This is a genomic window from Janthinobacterium sp. AD80 (assembly GCF_002878455.1).
In the GTDB taxonomy this organism is placed as follows: Bacteria; Pseudomonadota; Gammaproteobacteria; order Burkholderiales; family Burkholderiaceae_D; genus Janthinobacterium.
Genome location: NZ_NRDQ01000042.1, coordinates 1 through 22,207, shown reverse-complemented (window position 1 = coordinate 22,207; position 22,207 = coordinate 1). Strand labels below are relative to the sequence as shown.

17 protein-coding genes and 2 pseudogenes are annotated in these 22,207 nt (G+C 64.9%); 9 read left to right on the top strand and 10 right to left on the bottom strand.

From position 1 onward, the window contains the following. The 7 genes and pseudogenes from JaAD80_RS10270 to JaAD80_RS31855 all read right to left on the bottom strand — a co-directional run. Nucleotides 1-3,453: PAS domain S-box protein (locus JaAD80_RS10270; RefSeq protein WP_102294080.1), on the bottom strand; the 3,453-nt coding region annotated here is incomplete at its 3' end. A 374-nt stretch (nt 3,454-3,827) separates the two neighbouring features. After that, complete coding sequence (locus JaAD80_RS10265) at nt 3,828-4,292, bottom strand: N-acetyltransferase (protein ID WP_102294075.1); 465 nt, start codon at nt 4,290-4,292, stop codon at nt 3,828-3,830. 3 nt (nt 4,293-4,295) lie between these two features. Continuing rightward, a complete protein-coding gene (locus JaAD80_RS10260) occupies nt 4,296-4,781 on the bottom strand; it encodes a nuclear transport factor 2 family protein (protein ID WP_102294079.1) in 486 nt (161 codons plus the stop codon). 56 nt (nt 4,782-4,837) lie between these two features. Further along, nucleotides 4,838-5,497, bottom strand: coding sequence for a hypothetical protein (locus JaAD80_RS10255; RefSeq protein ID WP_102294074.1), 660 nt, complete (start codon nt 5,495-5,497; stop codon nt 4,838-4,840). Then, nucleotides 5,494-5,862, bottom strand: coding sequence for a hypothetical protein (locus JaAD80_RS10250; RefSeq protein ID WP_102294073.1), 369 nt, complete (start codon nt 5,860-5,862; stop codon nt 5,494-5,496). Before JaAD80_RS10250 ends, JaAD80_RS10255 begins: the two co-directional genes overlap by 4 nt. Before the next feature lie 86 nt (nt 5,863-5,948). Then, nucleotides 5,949-7,643, bottom strand: a complete 1,695-nt coding sequence (locus JaAD80_RS10245) for a TonB-dependent siderophore receptor (protein ID WP_308410580.1) — start codon at nt 7,641-7,643, stop codon at nt 5,949-5,951. A 3-nt stretch (nt 7,644-7,646) separates the two neighbouring features. After that, nucleotides 7,647-8,339: pseudogene (locus JaAD80_RS31855) on the bottom strand (LysR family transcriptional regulator); the annotation flags it as partial. 123 nt (nt 8,340-8,462) lie between these two features. Between JaAD80_RS31855 and JaAD80_RS10240 the strand changes: the two are divergent. From JaAD80_RS10240 to mmsB, 3 genes and pseudogenes are all read left to right on the top strand, one after another. Further along, a pseudogene (locus JaAD80_RS10240) lies at nt 8,463-9,676 on the top strand (ABC transporter substrate-binding protein). A 152-nt stretch (nt 9,677-9,828) separates the two neighbouring features. After that, nucleotides 9,829-11,343 carry a CoA-acylating methylmalonate-semialdehyde dehydrogenase gene (locus JaAD80_RS10235; RefSeq protein WP_102294072.1) on the top strand — a complete coding sequence of 505 codons (1,515 nt, stop codon included), beginning with the start codon at nt 9,829-9,831 and terminating at the stop codon, nt 11,341-11,343. 10 nt (nt 11,344-11,353) lie between these two features. Beyond that, the gene (mmsB, locus tag JaAD80_RS10230) at nt 11,354-12,244 is read left to right on the top strand and encodes a 3-hydroxyisobutyrate dehydrogenase (RefSeq protein WP_102294071.1); all 891 of its coding nucleotides are present in this window, start codon (nt 11,354-11,356) and stop codon (nt 12,242-12,244) included. Between the two features lie 125 nt (nt 12,245-12,369). Here the strand turns inward: mmsB and JaAD80_RS10225 are convergent, their stop codons facing one another. Next, complete coding sequence (locus tag JaAD80_RS10225) at nt 12,370-12,762, bottom strand: DUF1090 domain-containing protein (protein WP_102294070.1); 393 nt, start codon at nt 12,760-12,762, stop codon at nt 12,370-12,372. Nucleotides 12,763-12,896: 134 nt separating this feature from the next. On the opposite strand from JaAD80_RS10225, the gene JaAD80_RS10220 reads away from it, so the two are divergent. The 5 genes from JaAD80_RS10220 to JaAD80_RS10200 all read left to right on the top strand — a co-directional run bounded on the left by JaAD80_RS10220 (nt 12,897) and on the right by JaAD80_RS10200 (nt 17,680). Continuing rightward, entirely contained in the window at nt 12,897-13,739 is an 843-nt protein-coding gene (locus tag JaAD80_RS10220) for a tetratricopeptide repeat protein (RefSeq protein WP_102294069.1), read from the top strand. Next, a complete protein-coding gene (locus JaAD80_RS10215) occupies nt 13,736-14,743 on the top strand; it encodes a tetratricopeptide repeat protein (RefSeq protein ID WP_102294068.1) in 1,008 nt (335 codons plus the stop codon). The genes JaAD80_RS10220 and JaAD80_RS10215 overlap by 4 nt, the downstream gene beginning before the upstream one ends. A 66-nt stretch (nt 14,744-14,809) precedes the next feature. After that, nucleotides 14,810-16,024 carry an AGE family epimerase/isomerase gene (locus JaAD80_RS10210; protein WP_180979366.1) on the top strand — a complete coding sequence of 405 codons (1,215 nt, stop codon included), beginning with the start codon at nt 14,810-14,812 and terminating at the stop codon, nt 16,022-16,024. Next, entirely contained in the window at nt 16,021-16,941 is a 921-nt protein-coding gene (locus JaAD80_RS10205; protein WP_102294067.1) for a carbohydrate kinase, read from the top strand. The genes JaAD80_RS10210 and JaAD80_RS10205 overlap by 4 nt, the downstream gene beginning before the upstream one ends. 286 nt (nt 16,942-17,227) lie before the next feature. Next, nucleotides 17,228-17,680, top strand: a complete 453-nt coding sequence (locus tag JaAD80_RS10200; protein WP_102294076.1) for a hemerythrin domain-containing protein — start codon at nt 17,228-17,230, stop codon at nt 17,678-17,680. A 15-nt stretch (nt 17,681-17,695) separates the two neighbouring features. Here the strand turns inward: JaAD80_RS10200 and JaAD80_RS10195 are convergent, their stop codons facing one another. Then, nucleotides 17,696-18,790: a LacI family DNA-binding transcriptional regulator gene (locus JaAD80_RS10195; RefSeq protein ID WP_102294066.1), complete on the bottom strand. Its 1,095-nt coding sequence runs from the start codon at nt 18,788-18,790 to the stop codon at nt 17,696-17,698. Then, entirely contained in the window at nt 18,774-20,687 is a 1,914-nt protein-coding gene (locus JaAD80_RS10190) for a glucokinase (protein ID WP_102294065.1), read from the bottom strand. The genes JaAD80_RS10195 and JaAD80_RS10190 overlap by 17 nt, the downstream gene beginning before the upstream one ends. A 345-nt stretch (nt 20,688-21,032) precedes the next feature. Between JaAD80_RS10190 and JaAD80_RS10185 the strand changes: the two genes are divergently transcribed. After that, nucleotides 21,033-22,207 (top strand): carbohydrate porin (locus JaAD80_RS10185; protein ID WP_102294064.1); only part of this gene is annotated, 1,175 nt, incomplete at its 3' end.

Here is a 22,207-nt window from a genome sequence, read left to right as displayed (position 1 = left end):
GCTGGCCTGCGCCAAAGGCGCGTGGCCCGCCTCTTCCAGTTCGGCGGCCAGCGCCACAAACGCGGCCGCCAGCTGCACCAGCAGTTCGGCCACGGACAGCTGGCGGGCGATGGCTTGCTCGATGCGTCCCAGCAGGCTTTCGACCTGCACCAGGCACAGGTTGCCGGCCGCGCCCTTGATACGGTGCAGCAGATGACCGGCCACGCTGCTGCCGCCCCGTTCCAGTTCGGCGGCCAGCATGGCGGCGCAATCGCCATTCGCCTGCACGAAGCGTCCGATGGAGCGCTGCAGGGCCTCGCGCCCGCCCCACAGGGCGATGCCGCGCTGCCAGTCAACCTGGCCAGATGCGGCTCTTGCCGCCGCGCCCGACGCCGGCGGCGGCATGGCGACGGCGATATCGAGCAGGCGCGCGATTTCCGCCGTCAGCTTGTGCATTTCCAGCGGCTTCGAGGCAAAGCCGTTCATGCCGGCCGTCTGCGCGGCGCGCCGGTCCTGCTCCAGCACGCTGGCCGTCAGGGCGATGATGGGCGTCGCCTTCAGGCCCTGTTCGCGCTCGTGCACGCGGATCAGGCGCGCCGCTTCCAGGCCGTCCATGCGCGGCATTTGCACGTCCATCAGGACGATATCGAAACTGCCCTTGGCAAATTCGCGCACGGCGCTCTCGCCATCGCCGGCGGTGATCACCTGGTGGCCAGCCGCGCCCAGGCTGATCAGGAGCAGCTCCACATTCTGCGGCACGTCGTCGGCCGCCAGGATGCGCAGCGGCGGCAAGGCCACCACGGGCTGCTCGCTGCGGCGCGCCACGGCCTTGCCCGGCGCCAGCGGCAGCAGCACGTGGAACACGCTGCCCACGCCCAGGGTGCTTTCCACCGTGATGGTGCCGTTCATCAGTTCGACCAGCTGCAGCGAGATCGTCGTGCCCAGGCCCGTGCCGCCAAAGCGGCGGCTCATCGACGAATCAGCCTGCGTGAAGGGGGCGAAGATCTTGTCGAGGCGGTCGGCGGGAATGCCGATGCCCGTGTCGTGCACGGCGATGTGCACCTGCTCGCCCTGCATGTCGACGGCCACGCGCACGTGGCCCACTTCCGTGAACTTGACGGCGTTGCCGATCAGATTGGTCAGCACCTGCTGCACCCGGCGCGCGTCGCCGAGGAAGAACTGCCCCATGCCCGGGTCGATATCCACATGCAGCACCAGGTCGCGCGCGTGCGCCGTGATGCGCAGCGACGCGGCCACATGGTCGACCAGGTCCGGCAGCGAAAAGTCCACCAGTTCCAGCTCGGTGGCCCCCTTTTCCAGCTTGGCCGTGTCGAGGATGTCGTTGAGCAGTTCCAGCAGCGAGCGCGCCGACTGGCGCACCGTGCCCAGGTGGCGGCGCTGCAGGCTGTCCAGGGCGGTACCCAGCAGCACTTCCGTGAAGCCGATGATGGCGTTCATCGGGGTGCGGATTTCATGGCTCATGTTGGCCAGGAAGCTGGTCTTCGATTCGGCTGCCAGTTCGGCGCGGTCTTTCGCCGCGCGCAGGTTTTCCTGCATGGCGCGGCGCTCGCTCACGTCGGTGGCAAATTTCACCACCTTGAACGGCTTGCCGTCCGTGTTGAAGATCGGGTTGTACGACGCCTGTATCCACACTTCCTTGCCATGCTTGCCGATGCGCTTGTATTCGGCCGCGTCGAACTCGCCCTGCGCCAGCTGCTGCCAGAATGCCGCGTAGGCGGGCGAGGTTACATAGTCCGGTTCGCAAAAGACGCTGTGGTGCAGGCCCAGCACGTCATCGAGCTGGTAGCCGACCAGGTCGAGGAAGTTCTGGTTGGCCGTCAGTATGCGGCCCTGCAAGTCGAATTCGCAGACGGCCAGCGCGCGCGAAATGGCCGTCACCTTGCCTTCGTATTCGGCATTGCGCAATTCGCTTTCCGTGATGTCCAGGATGACGCCGTCGATCCAGCGCACCACGCCGTCGTTGTCCAGCACCGGGCCGCTGCTCTCGCGCACCCAGCGTTCGCGCCCGTCGCGGTGCAGCATGCGGTAGACGTTCTCGAAGTCGCGCTTGTCATTGGCCGCCTGCACGCAGGTGTCGTTGACGCGCTGGCGGTCGTCCGGATGCACCAGGTCGAACAGCCTGACGCGCCCTTCGATGAAGTCCTGCGGCATCCACCCCGTCAGGTTGAAGACGGCGTCGCTGATGAAAATCATCTGCCACTCGGGTGCAAAGCTGCAGTGGAAAGAGACGCCGGGAATGTTGCGGATCAGGGTGCGGTACTGGCGTTCGCTGTCCTTGAGCGCCTGCTCCATGTTGCGCGACGAGCGCATGTCCGTGACGAAGGCCACGAACAGGGACTGGCCCGGCATATCGATCTTGCCGATCGCCACGCGCATGGGCAGCACGCCGCCATCGCGGTGGCGCCCTTCCAGCTCCCTTCCGCTGTCGAGGATGCGCGACGCGCCCGTTTCCAGGTAGTCGCGCAGGTAGCCCTGGTACTGGCTCGCGTCGGCCGGCTGCAGCAGTATGCTGGCGTCGCGGCCCACGATCTCCGCTTCGCTCCAGCCAAACAGCGTTTCGGCGGCCGGATTGAAGGAACGCACCTTGCCCTGGCCATCGATGGTGACCAGGCCATCGGCGGCCGTGTCGACGATGGCGCGCAGGCGCGACTCGCTGGCGCTGGCATGGCGCAGCAGCTGGCGGTAGCGCAGCAAGCCGTTCGCGGCGGCGACGAAAACGGTCAGGGTGACGGTGATCAGGGCCACGGCCAGCGCCACGAACGACGCCTGCACGGTGATCGTGTTGTCGCCCAAGGCTGGCGTGCCGGAAAAACGCGCCGCCAGCATGCCCGTGTAGTGCATGCCGGAGATGGCCAGGCCCATCACCACGCTGCTGACCAGCAAGGACGCGACGGGATTGAGGCGCTGGCGCATGGCGTGCAGGCCAAAGCGTATCCACAGCGCCAGCATGGCCATGGCGACGGCCACCAGCAGCGACAGCGCAAACAGCCACGGCTCATAATGCAGGGCCAGCGAGGTTTGCATGGCGGCCATGCCGCTGTAATGCATGGAACCGATGCCCACGCCGACCAGCACGCCGCCCACCACCAGCTGGCGCCAGCTGATGCTCGGGCGTGCCAGCAAGTGCAGCGCCACCCACGACGCGGCCACGCCGGGCAGCATGGACAGCAGGGTCAGGCTGGGATCGAAGGAGACGCGCGTGCAGATGTCGAAGGCCAGCATGCCGATGAAGTGCATCGACCAGATGCCGCCGCCCAGCGCGATGGCGCCCGTGATGATGGCCGTCTGGCGCTGGAAGCCACGCTCGCTGCTGCGCGCCATGCCGGCGATCTGCAGGGCCATGAACGAGGCAAAGATGGCGATGCCGATGGAAAACAGCACCAGCCAGTAGTTATGCGTGCCATAGATATAGGGCAGCGTATCGCCAGGGGCGGCAAACATGGAACTAAGCATACTGTCGTGACATAAGTAAGTTGAAACGCAACGTCGCAAAAACAGACAGCGTACCGCGCGCGCAGGCACCGCACTTTGAGCAAAGCGGCAACACAGCGAAAAAGACAACGGTACGGGTCGACCCGGGCAAGGCTAGGTCATCACGCCCACGCCTGCCGCGCGGGGGAAAAGGTGCGCTTTCAGAGGGAAAGAGCGGAATGCGTGCGAACTCTGGCGCGGATAGCTGGCCGCCAGCGTGACGATGATTTCTTAAAGAGCCATGAGTATAGTTGCTTTACGAAAATATTCATAGGACTTCAGCAATACAATTATTAGGAAATACACTTTTTGCGGCCATACGGCGACAGTCATCCGCCGCCCCTGCCCTGGCGCCGTCAGGCCGGCGCGCGCACGGCCATCATTTCGCCATCCGCGTCGATGCCCGTCTCGGCAAAGCCGGCGGACGCATACAACTGCCGCGCCGCCAGATTGTCCGGCGCATAGTACAGCGCCACGCGGGCCGCGCCCCGGGCGCGCATCTCGTCCAGCAGCAGCGCCAGCGCGCGGCGGCCGTGGCCGCGCCCCTGCCAGCCGGCGGCCAGCATCAGCCGGTACAGCACATGGGTATCCTGCCGGCCCGCCGGGCCAGGCCCTGCATACAGGGCGAAGCCGGCCAGCACCTCCTCCACATAAATGGCGCGCGCATGCATGTGCGGATGTTCGGCGGCCAGCACCAGCGACTCGGCATTGCTGGCGATGAAACGCTGCTGCGCCGCATGCGGCGCCAGCGCGCGCACGGCGTCGATGTTGGCGGCGTCGACGCCGCGCAGCGACAGCGCCGGCAACGGTTGCCCGGTCATCACTTATTGATTGGCGCGGTGGCCGTAGCTGAGCACGCGGGTCATTTGCCAGCCTGCCGGGCTTTGCTTCCAGATGATGGTGAAATCGGCCAGGCCGTCGCAACTGCCCGTGGCGAACTGGCAAAAACGGTGCGAACCCTGCTCGATGGCGCCAAAGCCCTGGATCGGGTAGACGCGCTGTGAGCCGGCAACGATTTCGCGGCGAAATTTGCCGCACACATGTTTTTGCGTGTTCGCCAGCATGGCCTCGCGGTTCCACGTGACGCCGCCCTGGTCGTGGTAAAACTCCACGTCCGGGGCAAAGTAGGTCGCGTGCTCCTGCAGGCGGCCCGCTTCGCCACAGTGATTGAAGGCATCGAAAGCCTTGGCATCGAGCGCCACGATGGTCGCTTCCAGCGTGGGGTCGGCGGCACTGGCCGGCAGGGACAAGGCGGCGCAGGCTAGCAGCGTGCAAGCCTGCGGGAAGTAGCGGCGCAAGAAACTGTTCATGGTGAAGTCCTTTTCACCGGCGCTCACCGGGCCAGTGTGCCTGCATCATAGCAAAGTCACTGCGCCCGTGGCCAGCTTGCACGGATGGCATCGCTCGGCTGGCTGTGCCGCCCGGCCGTCGCGCTGACGGCAATACCGGCAAGCTTGCAGCGACGGATGAGTTCATCCTTGATCTGCCGCAATGACCAGCGCTGCGGCACGGGCAAGTCCATGCCCACCACGCGGATCAGCGGATAGTCCGGCAAGCTGGTATGCAGCAGCAGCTCCATGCGCGCCATCGGCGGCGAACCCCGGTAGACGGTGAATGCGCCCGCATGGCTGACGATATCCAGCCGCTGCAGTTGCGCCAGGTCCAGCTGCACCGTCCTGTCCCAGCCCGGCAAGCGCCGCGCCTGGCGCCGCAGCTGCAGGCCCGCATCATTGAGTTCCACATGAAAGAGCAAAGCGCGGCCCGGCAACAGGAACAGGCCGGTGATCCAGGCCGCCAGCGCCATAGGTCCCAGCAGCACGGCATCGCCCGCATACGCCACGTCGCGCCAGACGGCTTGCCCGACAAACCCCAGGATCAGCGCGCAGCCACCCAGCAGCAGGCTGCGCCATAGCACGGGACGGGCATTTTCCAGCAGGGCCGCGTCGGCCGCAGCCTCATCGGCGGGCGCAAAGCGTATCCATTCGGCGCGCGCCGGCTTCAGCTTGCGCGCTGGCGCCCCGCTCAAGCGCTGGCAGCGAGCATGCGGCGGAACCATGCCAGCTGCTCGCGCGTCAGGTAGTTGGCGCCATCGCCATGCAGGATGACGATTTCAATCTCGTCGGGAATCGAAGCGAGCAATTGCGCGCCCGTCACGGGAATCTTCGGAAACGCGATGCCGGCCAAAAAGGCCGGGTCTTCCGCCACCGTCACGCAACGGCGCTCGGGATTGGGCGAAGGCACGAGGAACAGGTCGATCTGCTCGCTTTGGCCGCCGATGACGACGTGCAATTGCGCGGCCAGCAGTTCGGGCAGGATCAGCTCGATATTATTCTCGCTGCGCGATTGCTGGAAAGCGTTTTTCAGGGGCGTCAGAACAGGTATCGCGGACATGGCAACAGTGAAAAAGTGGAGACGGCGGCAGTGTAGCAGAGGCGCCGCCCGGGGCGCGCTCCGCTAGAGCGGGCTTGCCCGCAGCCCTACATCTTGTAATTGAGCGAGAACAGCACGCTGCGCGGCGCACCGTAGCGTTCCAGCCCGCCCGACCAGGAATAGCCGAGGCCCTGGTAGTAGCGGCGGTCGAGCAAGTTGTCCACATTTACGCGCAGTTGCACCTGTTCGCTGAGGCGGTAGCCTGCCGTCAGGCCGACGGTCGCGTAGCCGCCCTGCTGCGTCAGGTAGCCCGTGTCGCGCCGGTAGATTTTATCCTGCGCGTACACGGCGCCGCCCACGTTCCACTGCGCCAGGCTGCCGCTCAGCTGCACATTCGTCATCAGCTTGAACAGCTGCTTCGGTTCGTCGGTGGCGATGCGCTGGCCGATATTTGCCGCCACGCTATCCTGCGTGTACTTGGCCAGCACATAGGTATAGCCGCCGGAAATCTGCCAGCCCGGCAGCGGCGAACCGGACACCTGCAAATCGATGCCCTCGCTTTTCACCTGGCCAGCCGCGCGGGCGCAATAGATGGCGCCGCCCGTGGGGCAATTTTGCTCATCGGCCATGGCGCGGTTGTTTTGCTTGATGCGGAACAAGGCGCCGCTGGCATTGAGCCTGCCGCCGAAATACTCGCCCTTGACGCCCACTTCCAGATTCGTGCCGCTCAGCGGCGGCAAGGTGTTGCCGCCCACATCGAGCGAGCTTTGCGGCTCGAAAATCTGCGTGCCGCTCGCATACACGGAATGCTGCTGGTCGACATCATAGACGAGGCCCGCATACGGCGTGAACTTCGCGTTTTCCGTCAGGCCACGGCGCCACGCGGGATTGGTGGAGTACCAGCCCGTGACATCCTGCGCATACCAGCCGAAGCGCCCGCCCAGCACCAGGTGCAGCGGGTCGGCCAGGCTGAAATTGCCAGCCGCATATATGCCCTTCTCTTCCGTCTTGCGCCCCCAGTTGTACGGCTCGAAGGCCGTGCCGCGCATGGCGTAGGCATGGGGATTCCAGTTGCGGATGTCGATCACGCGCGTCTCGGCACCCTCCCAGCTCTGGCCCGCGTCCGAATCGTCGTGGCGATAGCTGGCGCCGACGATGACATCGTGCTGGCGGCCGAACCAGTTGACAGGACCGCTGAGGCGCCAGTCCGCCACCACTTGTTCGGTGCTGTATTTCCAGCCCGTTTCCGACTGGCTGAAGCGGTAGGTTTCGCCATCGATGCGGCTGTTGGTGGTGTTGCGCGTCGACGAGGAAGCATCGATGCGCGTGATGGCGAAGCGGCTGCGCCAGCCCTTCTCCAGGCGGGTTTCCAGGTCGGCAAAGACGACATTGTTGTCGCGCTTCTGGAAGGAATCGGCGTTGTTCAGGAAAGTCGAGCGGGGCAAGTCCATGTGCCGGCCGTCGGCAAAGGTCGGCAAGCCGACAAACACGCCGTCCGTGCGGCTGTGCTGGCGCGAAAAGCCGATGCCGGCCGTGGTTGACGGCGTCAGGTCCGCTTCCACGATCGCATACACGGTGCTGTTTTTGTTATTGACCACGTCGACAAAACTGTCGCTGTCGCGCCAGCTGGCCGCCACACGCCCCCGCACGCTGCCCGATTCGTTCAGGGCATTGCTGGCGTCCACCGTCAATTGCCTGTCTTTCCAGCTGCCCAGGTGGGCGGACAGGTTCAGCAAGGGCGTGGCCGTGGGGCGCTTGCGTATCATGTTGATGCTGCCCGACGGCGCGCCCGCCCCTTCCATCAGGCCCGCGCGCGCCGCGTGGTACTGGGCAATCACGCTGGTGCTGCGGAACGCACGCAGCGAGTCGGGCGCCACGTTGTCCATGTAGCGCAGCTCGGCGCTGAAGACCAGGTCGTCCACATAGCCGATGATGGGGTGCTGCGCCAGTTGCGCCAGGCTCGTGATCGGCGCATGGCGCGCCAGGTAGGCGGGCGTGGCGTACAGTTTCAGCCGGTAGTCGGACAGTTTCGTCACCACATACGGGCCGGACAGCGGCCGCTCGATGGAAATGGCCACGTCCGCTTCGCGCTTGGACAGGCTGACGAAACGGGGCACGGCGATCAGGTCGACGCTGATGTGCGGATAGCGGCCGCAAAACTGCGCCAGGTGCGGCGCCAGCACGACGGCGCCAAAGCCTTCCGTGGCGCCCAGGCGCACCTGGCCCGACAGCAGCCGGTTGTGTTCGCCCAGCTCCTCGGTGGCGGCGAACACCGTGCTTTCCATGCTTTCCGCGTATTCCATCAGGCGGTGGCCTTCCGGCGTCAGCTGGTAGCCCACGTAATTGCGGTCGAACAGCTGCGTGCCCACCTGCTCCTCGAACTTGCGCATGCGCCGCGACACGGTGGAATGGTCGATGCCCAGCTTTTTCGCCGCATCGACGAGGCCGGCGCTGCGCGTCAGTTCCAGGAAGACCCGTACATTGTCCCAATCGAGCACTTTCATCTCCTTGTGCATATTTGCAAAGGAATTATGCATTAATTTCACTTGAGTGCATATTTTTACACATGCAGAATGCAGATAAACATATAAGAAAAACCCTTACCCCTCAGGAGACACTGCATGAAAAAGACCGTTCTGGCCATGGGCGCGCTGGCGCTCACCCTGTCCTTTGGCGCGCAGGCGCAGATTTCCGATGGCGTTGTCAAGGTCGGTATCCTGACCGACATGTCCGGCCCGTATTCGGCCATGGGCGGGCGCGGCTCCGTCGTTGCCAGCCAGATGGCGTCGAGGATTGTTTAAAAGCCGAATGCAAGGGCATGAAGATCGAGATCCTCTCGGCCGACCATTTGAACAAGGCCGATATCGCCGCCTCCAAGGCGCGCGAATGGATAGACCGCGACAAGGTCGACGCCATCGCCGACCTGACCAATTCCTCGGTAGCCCTGTCCGTGCAAAAGCTGATGAAAGAGAAGGGCGGCATCGCCATGTTCAGCGGCCCCGCCACGGGGCGCCTGACCAATGAAGACTGCTCGCCGAACGGCTTCCACTGGATGTTCGACACGTATTCGCAGGCGGCCGGCACGGCGGCGGCGCTGACCAAGCTGGGGCAGAAATCCTGGTACTTCGTCACCGTTGATTACGCGTTCGGCCACTCGCTGGAAAAAGACGCCAGCGACGTCGTCAAGCGCAATGGCGGCACGGTGCTGGGCGCCGTGCGCCATCCGCTGAACGCCTCGGATTTCTCGTCCTTCCTGGTGCAGGCGCAAGGCTCGAAAGCGCAGGTGATCGGCCTGGCCAACGGCGGCGCGGACACAGTGTCGGCCATCAAGCAGGCGCGCGAATTTCGCATCGGCAGCGGCAAGGACCAGCGCCTGGCCGCCTTGCTGGTGTTCCTGTCCGACGTGCACGCGCTGGGCCTGGACACGGCCCAGGGCCTGGTCTACGCGGACGGCTTTTACTGGGATTACGACGACCGCAGCCGCGCGTTCGCCAAGCGTTTCGAGGCGCTCAACAAGGGCGCCAAACCGACCATGGTGCAGGCGGGCGTGTATTCCAGCGTCTACCACTACCTGAAATCGGTGGCGGCGGCGAAAAGCGACGATTCGAAAATCGTCGCCCAGAAAATGCGCGAACTGCCGATCAAGGATGCCGTCATGAACAACGCCTCGATCCGCCCCGATGGCCGCGTCATCCACGACATGTACCTGGTGCAGGTGAAAACCCCGGCCGAATCGAAGGGCGCGTGGGACTACCTGAAAGTGCTGTCGACCATCCCCGCCGACCAGGCGTTCAAGCCGATGGATGCGGCGGCTTGCAATTTGGTTAAAAAGTAATTTTAGTCTATTGACGGAGCAGCATAAGGCCGGGGTCAGTTCCTTCGGAATCGGAATTTCCCCCACTGGGAGGAATTCCCCCGGCGGGCTTGACCCCAGTACACCGCTGCTCCGTCGAGTCCTATGAACATCGCACACCCGGAGCCTCAACCATGAACCAAGCCCTCACCCAAATCCCCGCCATCCCCCTGCACATCGCCGGCAAGCACCACGCTTCATCGAGCAGCGAATGGCGCGACGTCATCAATCCGGCGACGCAGGAAATCGTCGCCAAGGTGCCGTTTTCCACGCCGGACGAAGTCAACCTGGCCGTCGCCACGGCCAAGGAAGCGTTCAAGACCTGGCGCAATACGCCGCTGGCCGCGCGCATGCGCATCATGCTCAAGTACCAGCACCTGATCCGCGAAAACATCGGTGCCCTGGCCGAGCTGATCACGCGCGAGCACGGCAAGACCCTGCCCGACGCGGAAGGGGAGGTGATGCGCGGCCTGGAAGTGGTGGAGCACGCGTGCTCGATCGCCACCCTGCAGCTGGGCGAAATCGCGGAAAACGCGGCCACCGGCGTCGATGTCTACAACATCTACCAGCCGCTGGGCGTGGGCGCCGGCATCACGGCCTTCAACTTTCCCGTCATGCTGCCGTGCTTCATGTTCCCGATCGCCATCGCCTGCGGGAATACGTTTGTACTGAAACCGTCGGAGCAGGACCCTTCCTCGTCGATGTACCTGGTCGAACTGATGTACCAGGCGGGCTTGCCGGCCGGCGTCTTGAACGTCGTGCATGGCGGCGCCGACGTCGTCAACATGCTGTGCGACCATCCCGACATCAAGGCCGTCTCTTTCATCGGTTCGACGCACGTCGGCACGCATGTGTACCGCCGCGCCAGCGAATCGGGCAAGCGCGCGCAATCGATGATGGGCGCGAAAAACCATTGCGTGGTGCTGGCCGACGCCAACAAGGAACAGGCGATCAATAACCTGATCGGCGCCGCGTTCGGCGCGGCCGGCCAGCGCTGCATGGCCAATTCCGTCGTGGTGCTGGTGGGCGAGGCGCGTTCCTGGCTGCCGGAAATCGTCGCCCGCTCGCAGGCCCTGAAAGTGGGGCCGGGCAGCGACCGCGAGGCGGATCTGGGTCCGATGGTCTCGAAAGCGGCCATGCAGCGTGCGGAAAAACTGATCCAGGCGGGCGTGGACGAAGGCGCGCAGCTGCTGCTCGATGGCCGTGGCCACAAGGTGGCAGGCTATGAGGGCGGCAACTTCATGGGGCCGACGATCTTCTCCAAGGTGCAGGCGTCGAACTCCGTCTACACGCAGGAAATCTTCGGTCCCGCCATGTGCGTGGTCGAGACGGACACGCTGGACCAGGCCATCGCCTTCATCAACGCCAATCCGAATGGCAATGGCACCTCGATCTTCACCTCGTCCGGCTGGGCCGGGCGCAAGTTCCAGAACGAGATCGACGTTGGCCAGGTGGGCATCAACGTGGCCATTCCCGTGCCCGTCGCCTATTTCAGCTTTACGGGTTCGCGCGCCTCGAAGCTGGGCGACCTTGGCCCGAACGGCAAGCAGGCGCTGTACTTCTGGACCCAGACCAAGACCGTCACGGCGCGCTGGTTCGCCCCGGACGATGGCGGCAGCGGCGTCAATACCACCATCTCGATGAAGTAAGGGGGAGGTCATGGGTACCAACATCGTTTTCATCGGCCTGGGCAACATGGGGCTGCCCATGGCGCAAAACCTGGTGCGGGCCGGCCACGCCGTCACGGGCTTTGACCTGCTGCCAGCCAGCGTGCGGCAGTTCGCCGATGGCGGCGGCCTCGTATCCGATGACCAGGCGGCGGCGATCCAGGCCGCCGATATCGTCATCACCATGCTGCCGGCCAGCCGCCATGTTCTCGGTGCGTACCTTGGAGACGCGGGCATCCTGGCGCAGGCGCGGCCCGGCACCCTGTTGATCGACTGCTCGACGATTTCCACCGAGGCGGCGCGCCAGGTGGCCCGCGCGGCGCAGGAGAAGGGCATGCCCATGCTGGACGCCCCCGTCTCGGGCGGCACGGCGGGCGCCACCAACGGCACCCTGACCTTCATGGTGGGCGGCGAAGCATCCGCGCTGGCGGCGGCGCGGCCCTACCTGGAGGTCATGGGCAAGGCCATTTTCCATGCGGGCGGCGCGGGCTGCGGCCAGACGGTCAAGATCTGCAACAACATGCTGCTGGGGATTTTGATGATCGGCACCAGCGAAGCCATACGCCTGGGCGTGGCCAATGGCCTGGACCCGCAAGTGGTGTCGGACGTGATGGCAAAAAGCTCGGGCCGCAACTGGACCCTGGAAGTGTACAACCCGTGCCCCGGCGTGGCCGAGAACGTGCCCGCGTCGCGCGGCTACACCGGGGGCTTCGGCGTCGACCTGATGCTGAAAGACCTTGGCCTGGCCGTGGAAAGCGCGCTGGCCAGCGGAGCGAGCGTACCGCTGGGCGCCCTGTCGCGCAATTTATACAGCTTGCACAGCAAGGCGGGGGCAGGGGCGCTGGATTTTTCCAGTATTTATCAGATGCTGGGGAAAGAATAAGGCGTGGAACACCTGACAAAACCGTAGCGAGCGGCGATGATTTGCGGCCAGGAAGCGCGCCTGTGATCCAGCACGGCGCGCATCGCCGGCCGCACGGCGCGGCGCGCAGCAGGTTTGCTCAGGTGTCAGGGCTGCTGCGCCTGCAGGGCCGCCAGTTCCGCCTTGGCTTTTTCCAGCTTGCCTTCCAGCTTGGCGATCTTCTTCGGCTCTTTGTTTGCTTCCTGGGCCAGGCGCAGCGAACGCTCCGTCTGGTTTACCTTGGCCTGCGCCTTGACGATCTTCTTGTTGTGGCGCTCGACCAGGCTGCTGTCGCGGCAGTGCGCATTGACTTCGTCAAGCGCGCGCGTCAGGCCCGCAACCTTGTCGCTCAGGCCCTGTTCCTGCGCCTGGCGCAACTCGCTGCGGATGCTTTCGCGCTTGGCGGCGCAGCCCGTCAATTGGGTGTCGGCGGCGCTGGCCGCTCCGCTTGCGGCGAAGGCAACGAGCAAGGTGAGGGCGGTTTTCGATAGATGATTCATGGTATTCCTGTGTCAGTGGTGGCTCCGTGCAATGTAAGCCCGCCGGGGTGCCCTGTCAAACTTCCCGTGCAGTGCGCGCCTGCCGGGCGCGGCATCGGCTACCATGCGTGTTTTCCTCTTTCCGACACTGTCGCATGCCCAAGCAATTACTCTGTCTGCTGCCCTTTCTCCTGCCGCTGCCCGCCTTGGCGCAAACTCCGCCCACCTTGCTCGACCTGCAGCTGCTCGCCATCCAGGCCAGGGCGGAGGCGTCGTCCAGCAGCCCGGAAAGTATCGCCGAATTTGCCGAGACGCGGCGGCTGGCGGAAACGGGGGACGCCGAGGCGCAGCTGGAACTGGCGCGCATGCTGCAGCTGGGCGTCGGCGCGCAGCAAGATACGGCGCAGTCGATGGCCTGGATACGCAAGTCAGCCGACAACGGCTATGCGCCGGCGCAATCGGCCATGGGGGTGGCCTACACCCTGGGCGGCAAGGTGCCTGTCGACCGCGTGCAGGGCGAATATTGGCTGCGCAAGGGCGCAGCGCAGGGCAACGCGGAGGCGCAAACCATCCTGGCGCTGGAATTCATCGATGGCCGCAGCAGTGCCGAAGAGCAGGCGCTGGCCATCACATGGCTGAAGGCGGCGGCGAACGAGCAGCACTTCGTGCCCGCCTACAATGCGCTGGGCGAGCACCTGATGCGCGCCGCCCTTGATGAGCAGGAGCGCGCCGAGGCTTTCCACTGGTTTTACCGATCGGCGCGTGAAAAGGAGCCGGCCGGCATGCGCAATCTGGCCCGCGCGCACGAACTGGGCCTGGGCGTGGCGCCGTCCGACAAGCTGGCTTTGGTCTGGTACGAACGGGCGGGGTGGAGCGGCGACGTGCCTGCCATGCGGCGCATGGTCGATGTGTACGTCAAGGGCGAGCTGGGACAACAGGCGAATGCCGAAGAAGCCGCCGAGTGGCGCGCAGAACTGGCCGGGAAGGAAAAGCAATGAAGATCATGCTGTTTGTATTGAGTCTGAATCTGGCGCTGGCGCAGCCCGTGCTGGCGCAGCAGGCGCCCGGCAAGGCACCGCGCCAGCATCCGGCGCTGGTGGAATTCGACATGTCCGGCCAGGATGCCATGCGCGCCAAGGTGCAGGCCGTGGTCAACCGCCCGGCCGATCTGTCGCCGGCGAAGGTCGCGGCCTTCGACAAGGCGCGGCTGGCGGCGCAAGCAGGAGACAGTGCCGCGCAGCTGGAGCTGGCGCAGATGCTGCACGAGGGCGAGGGCACGCCGCGCGACCTTGACGCCGGCCTGGCGTGGATGCGCAAATCGGCAGAAGGCGGCTATGCTCCGGCGCAGGCTTTCCTGGGCGTCGCCTATACCTTGGGACAGGGCATGCCGGTCGACCGCAAGCTGGGCGAATACTGGTCGCGCAAGGGTGCCGCACAGGGCGTGGAACTGGCCAACTTCACGCTGGCCCAGCACTTTGAAAACATCCACAGCAGCCCGGAAGAGCAGGCGCACGCGCTGCACTGGCTGAAGTTCTATGCCGAAAACGGCTTTGTCCCCGCCTACAATGAAATCGGCTATCGCCTGATGATGACGGCCAAGGATGACGCGCAGCGCAAGGAAGCGTTCGGCTGGTACATGAAGGCGGCCAAGGTGCTCGATCCGTCCGGCTTGAACAATGTCGCCTATGCATTCGAAGTGGGGCAGGGCGCGCCGCAGGACGACGCGGCGTCGCTGTTCTGGTATGAGCTGGCGGCCATCGCGAAAAGTCCGCCGGGCCAGACGGGCTTTGCCCGCCTGCTGGAGCAGGGCCGGGGCGGTTCCACCCATCAAGGTCCGGCACCCAAGCCGTTCGAGCTGTATCTGCTGGCCGCCAGACAGGGGGACGAAGAGGCGATACAGCGGCTGGTGCAAGTGTTTGAAAACGGCGAACTGGGGCAGCAGGCCAGTCCCATGCGCGCGGCGCAATGGCGCGAAAAGCTGCACATGGCACCAGCCCCCTGATAGTCCGAGACGGCGCGAAAGCGGCATGCTATCATCATTGTTATCGATAACAATATTGAGACTTTCATGAATCCCGATTTCCGTTCCCAGGACATGCTCGAAGCGCACATCCAGCACACCATGCGCTTCTATCATCCGCGCGCCATCGACCCGAGCGGCGGCTTTTATCACTTCTTCCTCGACGATGGCACGGTGTATGACGCCAGCACGCGCCACCTGGTCAGCAGCACGCGTTTCGTCTTCAATTACGCCATGGCGTACCGCCGCTTCGGCGGCGACGATTATCTGGCGGCCGTGCGCCACGGCGTGGCCTTTTTGCGCGACGCGCACCGCGACCCGGCCACGGGCGGCTATGCCTGGCAATTGTCGTGGAAAGATGGCGTCAGGATGGTGGAAGACGGCGCCAACCACTGCTACGGCCTGGCCTTCGTGCTGCTGGCCTATGCGCATGCCCTGCAGGCAGGCTTGCCGGAAGCGCGCGCGTATCTGGACGAAACGTTCGAGTTGATGGAGCAGCGCTTCTGGCTGCCCGAACATGGCCTGTACGCGGATGTGGCCAGCGCCGACTGGTCTGTTCTGGATGGCTACCGGGGCCAGAACGCCAACATGCATGCGTGCGAAGCCATGCTGGCCGCGTTCGAGGCGACGGGCGAGGCGCGCTACCTGCACCGCGCAGAAACCTTGGCGCACAACATCACGGTGCGCCAGGCGGGCCTGGCGGACGGCATGATCTGGGAGCATTACAAGCCTGACTGGGCTATCGACTGGGACTACAACCTGCACGACAAGAGCAATATCTTCCGCCCGTGGGGCTACCAGCCCGGCCATTTCACGGAATGGGCCAAGCTGCTGCTGATCATGGAGCGCCACGCCAGGTTCATGGCCGGTCCGTCGGACTGGCTGCTGCCGCGCGCGCGTCAATTGTATGACACGGCCCTGGCCAAGGCATGGGATGGCACGCATGGCGGCATCCACTATGGTTTCGGCCCGCACGATGAAATCTGCGATGGCGACAAATACTTCTGGGTGCAGGCGGAAAGCTTCGCGGCGGCCGCCGTGCTGGCCGCGCGCACGGGCGACGCGGCCTACTGGCACAGCTATGACAAGATCTGGGATTACAGCTGGCGCCACTTCGTCGACCATGAACACGGCGCCTGGTACCGCATCCTGACGCCCGAGAACCAAAAAATCAGCCACGAGAAAAGCCCGGCCGGCAAGACCGACTACCACACCATGGGTGCCTGCTACGAAGTGCTGAACGTGATTGGCGGTGCCGCATGAGCGCCGCTTTCCCGGCCTTTGTTTCAGCTGGCGAAGCGCTGACGGACATGCTGCGCACGGGCAGCGACCAGTGGAGCAGCCAGGTGGGCGGCTCGACCTGGAACGTGGCGCGCGTGATGGCGCGCCTGGGCGTGCCCAGCGCTTTTGCGGGCGGTGTCAGCCTCGATGTCTTCGGCGACGCGCTGGCGCAGGCGACGGACGTGGCGGGCCTGGACATGCGCTTCCTGCAGCGCTATGCGAAGTCGCCGCTGCTGGCCATCGTGCATGAACTGCATCCGCCCACGTATTACTTCATCGGCGACGACAGCGCCGACCTGCATTTCGACGCGGCGCAGCTGCCGGCCGGCTGGATGCAGGGGGCGCAGTGGGTGCATTTCGGCGGCATCAGCCTGGCGCGGGAACCGCTGGCGGGCAAGCTGGTGGCGCTGGCGCAGCAGCTCAAGGCGGCCGGCGTGAAGATCAGCTATGACCCGAACTTCCGCGTCATGATGGATGAACGCTACGACGCCACCCTGCAGCGCATGACGCAGCTGGCCGACGTGGTCAAGGTGTCCGATGAAGACCTGGCGGGCCTGTTCCGCCACGGCGACGTCAATGCCGCGTTCGCCACGCTGCGCGGCTGGAACCCGCAGGCGACCTATCTGTACACCTGCGGCGCGCAGGGCGCGGCCCTGTACCAGGGCGAGCAGGTATGGCAGGCGGCGCCGCCGCAGATCGAGGTGGTCGATTCCGTGGGCGCGGGCGACGCCAGCATCGGTGGTTTGCTGTACAGCCTGATGTACCGGCCTGACGCGGACTATGGCGAGCACCTGCGCTTCGCCGTCGCTGCCGGGGCAGGCGCCTGCCTGGCCGCCGGTGGCTCCCCGCCATCCGTGGAACTGGTGGAGTCGCTGGCCGCGCGCACCGTGCTGCGCTAACACCGTTACCGCGCGGTGCGCCAGGCCGGAAAGCGCCTGGCGTACCGCGCACATCTTTTGCGCAATGCAAAAGGTTTTCAAGCCTGGCTTGATCTGTGTCGAAAGACGCAAACTCTCCCGTTTGGCCTACCTCGTTATCAGCAAGACTCCTACACGTGTGCCCCGTGGCGCTGCCTAGAATGGGAACCTCATTGACGTTCACATTCGCACAACTGGAGAAAACATCATGGCCACCCAATCTCATCAGGCAGCTTCCGTTTCCTCAACACAAGCTGGCATGCCCGACATGGACGCGATCGAACTGCTGACGCAGGATCATCAGACCGTCAGGGAGCTGTTCGACCAGTATGACACCCTCAGCGACCGCTCATTGGTCAGCAAGCGCAAGCTGGCCTTGAAAATCTGCCAGGAACTGAGCAAGCATGCGATGGTGGAAGAGGAGCTTTTCTATCCTGCCGTGCGCGACGCCAGCCGCCAGAATGAAGACCTGATCGACGAAGCGATTGTTGAACACGCTTCAGCGAAGGAATTGATCGCGCAAATCGTTGCCATGGCGCCCGGCGAAGACTTGTACGATGCCAAGGTCAAGGTCTTGTCCGAACAGATCGAGCACCATGTCTCGGAGGAGGAAGGAGACATTTTTCCGAGAGCGCGCGAGGCGCAGCTCGACTTGCACGCCCTGAGCAGCCAGATCGCGGCGCGCAAGGCTGAAATCGAGCTGCCCGACATGCAGGCGTAAACGCTGGCCGCCTGCTTATGGGCTGACTTGCAGCTGGCCCGCTGGCCCCCATGGCCCCGACGAGGCCCGTGCCATCAGGGTAAATGCCATCAGATGGTGCGTGGCGGGCGCCGTTTCTCCCGCGCGGCGCTGGCGGATCTCGTCGATCACCAGGGTGACGGCGGCGCGTGCCATGTCGGCGATGGGCTGGTGGATGGTGCTCAGTTCCGGCCACACGGTGGTGGCGACGGGTGTGTCGTCGAAGCCGCACACGCTGATATCCTGCGGCACCTGCAAGCCCATGCCATGCGCCACGGCCAGGGTGGCGGCCGCCATGTCGTCATTGCTGGCGAAGATGGCGCTGGGGCGCGGATCGGCGGCCAGCAGCTGGCGTGCCGCGTCGAGGCCCGAGCGGTAAGTAAAATAGCCTTGCGCCACGCGCTGCGGCGGCACGGGCAAGCCCGCCTCGCGCATGGCGTCTTCGAAGGCCTGGCGGCGCAGCAGGGCGGGCGTGTGCTCCGGATCGCCTTCGATGAAACCGATGTCGCGGTGGCCCAGGGCGATCAGGTGGCGCGTCATGGCCAGCGCGCCTTCGTAGTCGTCGATGCGCACGGCCGACACGTCGGGCGAAGGCCGCGCTGTGGCCACGGCGATGGCGGGGATGCCCATCTGATTCAGTTGCGCCAGCACCTGCGGCGAGTCGCACAGGGGCGGCGGCACGAGGATGCCGTCCACGCCGGCCGCCACCAGGCAGTCGATGGCGGCGCGCTGGCTGGCCAGGTCGCCGCAGCGTTCCAGCAGCAGCTGGCCGCCGCCCTGGCGGCACTGGTCCATGGCGCCGACGAGGAATTCGCTGAGGAAGGCCGCGCTCGGGTTGCTGTATAACAGGCCGATGCGCAGGGTGCCCGTGCGCGCCGCCCTGGCCGCTAGGTTGGGCTGGTAGTGCAGGCTGGCGATCGCCGCCTCGACCTTGCCGCGCGTGGCGGCGCTGACGCTGGCGCGCCCGTTGATCACGCGCGACACCGTCATGGCCGACACGCCGGCCACGCGCGCCACGTCGTGCACGGTGGCGCCGCTGCTGCTGTCGATGGTGGCGGGCGCGCCTGGCGCCGCCTTATTCGAGGTGGCCACCGAATTTCAGCTTGCCGCTGATGCGCATGCCGTGCAACTGGCCTTCGTCCAGTTCGGCGGCGCTGGTGCGCTGCGCCGTGTCGCGCCGCGCCAGTCCCACCGACAGGATATCGAGCATCATCAGCTGCAGCAGGCGCACGATCATGGGCACGAAATTGAGGTTGCCTTCCGGATGGTTCAGGGTCAGCAGCACGTCGGCCAGCTTGGCCAGCGGCGAGCCACTGGCCGTGATCGCCAGCACGCGCGCGCCGCAGCCCTGCGCCACCTTGACGGTGCGCAGCAGCTCGGGCAGGGCGCCGGAACGGGAAATGACCAGCGCCACGTCGCCTGGTTTGAGCATGGCGGCGCTCATTTCCTGTGCCTGCTGGTCGGCAAAGAAGCTGCTGACGATGCCCAGGTTGAGCAGCTTGTGCTGCATGTCGTCGGCCACCACGCGGGCGCTGCCCACGGCCAGCAGCTCCACGCGCTGCGCGCCGCGCAGCAGCTCGATGGCGGTCGTCAGCGCTTTCACGTCGAGCATGTCGCGCAGGGCCAGCGCGGCCGAGGCGTTATTGCCCAGCACCTTGCGCGCCAGCTCCGCGTCGGAATCCGATATCTCCACGTGGCAGTGCGCCACCGTGATGGCGCCGCCCGTCAGGCCGGAAGCCAGCTTGAGCTTGAAATCGGCCAGGCCCTGCACGCCGATCGAGCGGCAAAAGCGCATCACCGTGGGCTGGCTCACGCCGACCCGCTGGGCGATTTCCGCGATCGGCAGGGTCAGCATGGCGTTCGGTTCCTTCAGCACCCAGTCGGCCACCTTGCATTCGGATGGGCTCATGCGCCCGCGCGCCTGGCGCACGGATTCGAGCACGGGCGCGCCGGAATGCGCGCGCTTGAGCTTTTGCGCCAGGATGGCGGCGATGCCAAGGAATGTCGGCAGTTCGGCCGTGATCAGAAAGGTGGGAATCTGCGCCAGGTATTCATTCAGGCGGCCCTTCTGTTCGAAGCGCGCGCGGAACTGCGACTGCTCGAACAGGGGGCCCAGGCGCGGCACGATGCCGCCGCCGATATAGATGCCGCCCAGCGCGCCCAGGGTCATGGCGACGTTGCCGGCGATGGAGCCGAGGATGGCGCAGAAGCAGTCCACCGCCTCGAGGCAGACGTCGCATTCGTTGTTCAGGGCGCGGCTGGTGATTTCCGCCGCCAGCAGGGGCAGGGCGTCGGGCTGGCCGGCGCGCTCGGACAGGGCGCGGTAGATCAGTTCCAGGCCCCGTCCCGAAGCGAGGCGTTCGGCCGAAACGTGCGACAGTTCGCGCCAGGCGAAGGACAGCACGTCCATCTCGCGCTGGTCGCACGGTGCGAAGCTGACATGGCCGCCTTCGCTGCCCAGCGCGATCCAGCGGTCTTCGGCCGGGATCATGCCGGACACGCCCAGGCCCGTGCCCGAGCCGAGCAAGCCGATGACGCTGTCGGCGCGCGCCATGCCGCCGCCGATCTGCAGGCGCTGGTCGGGCCGCAGATAGGGCAGGGCCATGGCCAGCGCCGTGAAGTCGTTTACCACCAGCAGGGTGTCGAGGCCCAGCGCTGCGCGCATCGCCTCGATCGAGAAGAACCAGTGGTGGTTCATCATGCGGATATTGTCGTCGTCGATGGGGTTGGCGATGGCGATGGCCGCATGGCGCACGCGCGCCGAACCGGCGGCGCGCGCTTCGGCGCTATCCATATAGGCGGTGATGGCGTCGAGCAGCGAAGCGTAATCGTCGCAGGGCAGCACGGCCACGGCTTCCAGGTGGCCCTGGCGGGTCTCGAGCACGAAACGGGCATTGGTGCCGCCGATGTCGGCCAGCAGGCGCGGCCCGTCGCTGAAGCGTTCCGCCGGATCGCTGCCTGCTACTTCCATTTTTTCATCAATTTTCATGGCGCTGCTTAGTCTCGTCTGCGTGCGCTGTCGTGGCGGCGCACTGTCGTTATGGGCAAAAACCAAGGATTTTAATTCGTATACGTCCCGCGTGCCGAAAAATGCGGGGCCGCCTTTCAAATGCTTGCCTGCGGCCGCAGAAACCGCGGAGGCGGGTTAAAAAACGCTGCGATAAAACGGCAAATGCGGGCGCAAATAAAGTGTCGCAGAGTAGTCGTAGGATTACAACATAATATGTTGATATTTGTTCGTAGTATAGTTACTATGTCTCTGCTGGAAAGAATTCTGGCCAGTACATTCGGCCACGAATGACTAGATAAAAACAAATTACTGAGGAGACTTACCATGCTGCATCGCACCATGTTGAAGGCCGTGTTGAAGACACTGCCAGCTGCCATCGTCTTGGCCATCGCCAGCGGTTCCGCTATTGCCGATCCGATGTACCCATCCGACGCCGAAGGCTTCCACGGCTACCTGCGCGCCGGCGCCGGCAGCAATACCTCCGGCGACGGCGGTTCGCAAGGCTGCTTCGGCCTGGGCGGCAACACCATGAAATACCGTCTGGGCAATGAGTGCGACGCCTACACGGAATTCGGCTACACCAAATCCATCGCCAAGTCCGGCGGCGTGAACTACCTGGCCACCATCTGGGTCAATGCCTACGCACCGAACTCCGATTTCGGCGACAACAAGCTGGGCATCGTCAAAGCCTACGTCGAAGCACAGGGACTCGATTTCCTGGGCGGCGGCACGGCCTGGGTCGGTAAGCGTTTCTACTACCGTCCCGACATCCACATGCTGGATCTGCAGTACATCAACATGAATGGTACCGGTGCCGGCCTGGACCGCATTCCTGTCGGCCCGGGTAAATTCTCGTATGCCTTCTTCAAGGATAACGACATCAATGCCCGCGATCCGAACACGGGCGCCATCCTTGGCACCCGTTCGGCCGTGCGCCAGAACTTCATCTACGGCGAAATTCCCGTCAACACCAACGGTACCCTGGACCTGGCCGCCACCATCATCACGGCAGAAGGCAAGGACACCGATATCTACGGCCCGAAACATAACGGCTGGCAACTGTCGGCCTTCCACCGTCAAGGCAAGGTCTTTGGCGGCGGCAACACCTTCGGCGTGCAGTACGGCGTCGGCCCAGGTGTCGGCGGCGACGGCAACGGCCAGTTCGGTGCTTCGGGCAACACGGCCTTCGGTTCGGATCGCAAGCGCACGCGCGTCTTCAATGACATGGCGATCCAGCCGATGGAAAACTTCGGCATGGAATTTGTCGCCCTGTGGCAAAAAGACGAGTCGAACGCCACCGGTTCCTCGACCTGGACCTCGGTAGGCGTGCGCCCTGTGTACGCGTTCACCAACAACTTCAAGCTGGTGGGCGAGCTGGGCACGGACCGCGTGACGCAAGCGGGCGGCCTGCCGGCCAAGCGCCTGACCAAGCTGACCATCGCGCCGACGATCTCGGCCGGCCCTGGCCTGTGGTCGCGTCCCGAACTGCGCGCTTTCGT

Coding starts and splice junctions, on each gene's coding strand:
- JaAD80_RS10220 (WP_102294069.1), top strand. CDS start 12,897: ATGCCCAAGCAATTACTCTGTCTGCTGCCCTTTCTCCTGCCGCTGCCC.
- JaAD80_RS10205 (WP_102294067.1), top strand. CDS start 16,021: ATGAGCGCCGCTTTCCCGGCCTTTGTTTCAGCTGGCGAAGCGCTGACG.
- JaAD80_RS10210 (WP_180979366.1), top strand. CDS start 14,810: ATGAATCCCGATTTCCGTTCCCAGGACATGCTCGAAGCGCACATCCAG.
- JaAD80_RS10200 (WP_102294076.1), top strand. CDS start 17,228: ATGGACGCGATCGAACTGCTGACGCAGGATCATCAGACCGTCAGGGAG.
- JaAD80_RS10245 (WP_308410580.1), bottom strand. CDS start 7,643: ATGGAAGGGGCGGGCGCGCCGTCGGGCAGCATCAACATGATACGCAAG.
- JaAD80_RS10235 (WP_102294072.1), top strand. CDS start 9,829: ATGAACCAAGCCCTCACCCAAATCCCCGCCATCCCCCTGCACATCGCC.
- JaAD80_RS10250 (WP_102294073.1), bottom strand. CDS start 5,862: ATGTCCGCGATACCTGTTCTGACGCCCCTGAAAAACGCTTTCCAGCAA.
- JaAD80_RS10215 (WP_102294068.1), top strand. CDS start 13,736: ATGAAGATCATGCTGTTTGTATTGAGTCTGAATCTGGCGCTGGCGCAG.
- JaAD80_RS10190 (WP_102294065.1), bottom strand. CDS start 20,687: ATGAAAATTGATGAAAAAATGGAAGTAGCAGGCAGCGATCCGGCGGAA.
- JaAD80_RS10265 (WP_102294075.1), bottom strand. CDS start 4,292: ATGACCGGGCAACCGTTGCCGGCGCTGTCGCTGCGCGGCGTCGACGCC.
- mmsB (WP_102294071.1), top strand. CDS start 11,354: ATGGGTACCAACATCGTTTTCATCGGCCTGGGCAACATGGGGCTGCCC.
- JaAD80_RS10260 (WP_102294079.1), bottom strand. CDS start 4,781: ATGAACAGTTTCTTGCGCCGCTACTTCCCGCAGGCTTGCACGCTGCTA.
- JaAD80_RS10225 (WP_102294070.1), bottom strand. CDS start 12,762: ATGAATCATCTATCGAAAACCGCCCTCACCTTGCTCGTTGCCTTCGCC.